The sequence below is a fragment of the Rubrivirga sp. genome (assembly GCF_049648075.1).
Taxonomy (GTDB): Bacteria; Bacteroidota; Rhodothermia; order Rhodothermales; family Rubricoccaceae; genus Rubrivirga.
Genome location: NZ_JBARYR010000579.1, coordinates 1 through 3289 on the forward strand (window position 1 = coordinate 1; position 3289 = coordinate 3289).

The window sequence follows — 3289 nt, forward strand, 5'->3', positions numbered from 1 at the left end:
GGTCACCGTCAGGCGACACGTCCGGCTGCCGGTCGTCACGCGTCGACGGGAAGACGGGGACGGCCGGGGAGATCTCGTCCTCCCGAGCCTCGACCTCGACGAGTTGGGACCGGATAAGCTGGCGAGCGAACGCGACGCCCCCCAACCGACCGACCGACGGGCCAGCGACCTCTCCCCCGTCGGTGCCGAGCGCCACCCAGCGGGGATCGCCGCCGTCGAGGGCGACGCGCCACAGGCCCGCTGCGCCCTCGCGGTTGGCCGCGTACACCACGGACTCGCCGTCGGAAGTCCAATCCAAGCCGGTGATCCCCTTCTGCTCTCGGGCCAGTCGCCGCACCCGGCCTCCGTTGACCGTTACCACGGCCACGTCCTGACGGCCATCGAGGGCGGTGCGCACGAACGCCAGGCGCGTCCCGTCGGGCGAGTACGCCGGATCGAGGTCGCCGGGGTAGGTCGCCGCGGGCGACGTCAGGCGCTGGGGAGCCGAGCCGTCGAGCGGCAGCAGGTGCAGGCTGTACGCGCCCTGGCGACCTCGACGGGCCGAAAACGCGAGTTGCTGACCGTCGGGGCTCCAGACCAGCGTCTCGATGGAGAAGTCCGACGCCGGAACCAAGGTCTGCTCCGTCCCGCCGTCGGCGTTGATCGCGTGGACGCTGCAGTCGCCCCCTTCCCCGCAGCGGACGAAGGCGACGCGGTCCCCCTCAGGGCTCCACGCCGGGCTCCGGTCGTTCGCGGGGTGGTTCGTCAAGCGGAGCGGCGTGCCGCCCTCCGACGCCTGGACGTAGATGTCGAACTGCCTCGAGGTCGTGTCTCCGCCGTCCCACGCGAACGCGATCCGCTCGCCATTGGGAGACAAGTCCGGGTCCCGCTCGTCGCCGGGCGAACTGGTGACGGGCTGGGCCGAGAGCGGGCGGACGCCCTCGGTGCCGGCCCGGTACGCCACGCCAGCGCCGATGGCGACAACGGCGGCGGCGACCAGTCCCCACCCGAGTGCAGCGGGCCGCGTCCTCTTGGGAAGAACGGGACGGCGGACATCGAGGCCGGTGATCGGAGCGCCCACGTCAACGGGCGCCGGCGTCATCGTCGGAGCGGCCACGTCGACGTCGTACTCGACGGGCGCGATCAGGCGGTAGCCACGCTTGCGGATGGTCTCGACGTAGCGGGGACTCCGGGCCTTGTCGCCGAGGGCTTTTCGGAGCTCGGAGATGCAGCGGGCGAGCACGTCGTCGGTGACGATGGTCCCGGTCCAGACCTCGGCCATGAACTCGTCTTTGGTGACGGTCTCGCCCGGCCGCGCGGCCATCGCGGCGAGCACCTCCATGACCTTGGGCTCCATGCGCCGGACGTCTTCGCCCTGCGTGACTCGGTTCGCCATCGGCTCGGCGAGCCATTCGCCCACGCGGAACGGGGCAGTCACGGTCGGCTGGTCGGCCGTCGGTGCCGGAGTCATTGGAGATCGAGGTGGAGCCAGGGGGACCGTGGCGACGAGCTATGAGAGGAGCCCAACGCAGCGACTCCGTCCCATCGTGCGCCTGCCGCCGACGGATACGGGAGGATAACGCATCGAACTCCCGGACCGGCCTCGATACCGCAATTGTTGGCCAGAATGCCACCTCGAGGTCGCAAATGAACCGGTCCTCAGGAAACCCTCAGGGCTCCCGTACCGCTTCCCCACGCTTTCGAGCCTTGGAGGCCGCACCTTGGGACTGTTCGCAGAGGGCATCCCCCGACGTGATCAAAACGAGAGGACAACGGACACGGGGTTTTGTGAGCCACCCCACGTCCGAGGCCGGTGCCCATCCCCACCACAGCCGGCCGTCCGGGCCTCCCGGCCCCGCCCCGCACCGACGTCCCCGTCGGTGCGGGGCGTTTTCGTTTGGGGGCGTGTGATCAGTGACGCCGCGCCCTCGAGGGCGGCCCTCGTAGTGGATCCGACTTCGAGGTCGGTCCCACCTTCCAACCCCTGGTCATCCTCGCGCACGCGGGGATCCGTGCAGTGACGCTCGCGACCTCGAGGCCGGCTCTTCCGCTCGTGCCCTTCGTCTTCGAGATCGACCCAGCGCGGGCAACTCCTTACCGGGCTCTCCCACCGGAGTAGAGGACGTTGCAAGAGGTGTTCGAGTCGAGCGACCTCGAGGTCGGCAGCGATCGCACGACCTCGAGAACGTGTACCTCCACGCCCTCCCGCTACTCGGCGCGGTAGATCGCTTGGCCGTCGAGGTAGGTCGCGACCACCTCTGTGAAGAGGATCGACTCCGCAGGGACCCGCATCAGGTCCTGCGACAGCACCACGAAGTCCGCGCGCTTGCCGACCTCGATGCTGCCGACCTCGTCCTCCATGAACCCGGCGTAGGCGGCGTCGAGAGTGAACCCGCGCAGGGCCTCAGCGCGAGTCAGGACCTGGTTGCCGTACCAGCCGCCGGCCGGCGTGCCCTCGGCGTCTTGGCGCGTGACGGAGGCGTGGAAGCCGAGCATCGGCGAGACGCGCTCGACGGGAAAGTCGCTGCCGAGCGCGAGCCGGGCGCCGGAGTCGAGCAGGCGGCGCCACGCGTAGGCTCCCTCCAAGCGGTCGTCACCGAGGCGGTCGCCGGCCCACGGCATGTCGCTCGTCGCGTGCGTCGGCTGGACCGAGGCGATGACCTCGAGGTCGGCGAAGCGCTGGATGTCTTCGAGCGACAGGATCTGCGAGTGCTCGATCCGGTGGCGGCCCGGACCGCCGCCCGTCGCATCGATGGCCGTTTCGTAGGCGTCGAGGACGACGCGGTTGGCGCGGTCGCCGATGGCGTGGGTGTTGACTTGGAGGCCGCAATCCATCGCGGCCCGGACGGTCCCCTCGAGGGCGGCCGGTTGGAGGAACAAGAGCCCGTGGTTGCCGTGGTCGTCGTCGTAGTCGTCCAGGAGCGCGGCCCCGCGACTACCGAGCGCGCCGTCGGCGTAGACCTTGACGGACCGGACGACCAAGCGCTCGTCCTCGATGCCGTCGGGGTAGGTCTCGCAGAACGCGGCGATCTCACCGGGCGTGACCATGGCGTAGTTGCGGATGCCCATCCGGCCGGTCGCGGCGAACTGGCGGTAGAGGGCCAGGGCGCTGAGTGGGATGCCGGCCTCGTGAACGCCGGTCAGGCCAGACCGTGCCGTTTCAGCGAGGGCGCGCTCCAAGGCCTCGGCGTAGAAGGTGGCGTCGGGTGCCGGGATGGCGCTCGCGATCAACCCCTCGGCGGCGTCGACGAACACGCCCGTTGGTCGGCCCTGCGCGTCGCGGATAACGGCCCCGCCCTCCATGTCCGCC

2 protein-coding genes are annotated in these 3289 nt (G+C 70.4%); both read right to left on the bottom strand.

Annotated elements, in window-relative coordinates; all coding sequences use genetic code 11:
* A partial coding sequence (locus WBA11_RS16070; protein ID WP_424521668.1) for a winged helix-turn-helix domain-containing protein occupies window positions 1-1450 on the bottom strand: 1450 nt, incomplete at its 3' end.
* Window positions 1451-2187: 737 nt separating this feature from the next.
* Window positions 2188-3289 (bottom strand): amidohydrolase (locus tag WBA11_RS16075; protein WP_424521669.1); only part of this gene is annotated, 1102 nt, incomplete at its 5' end.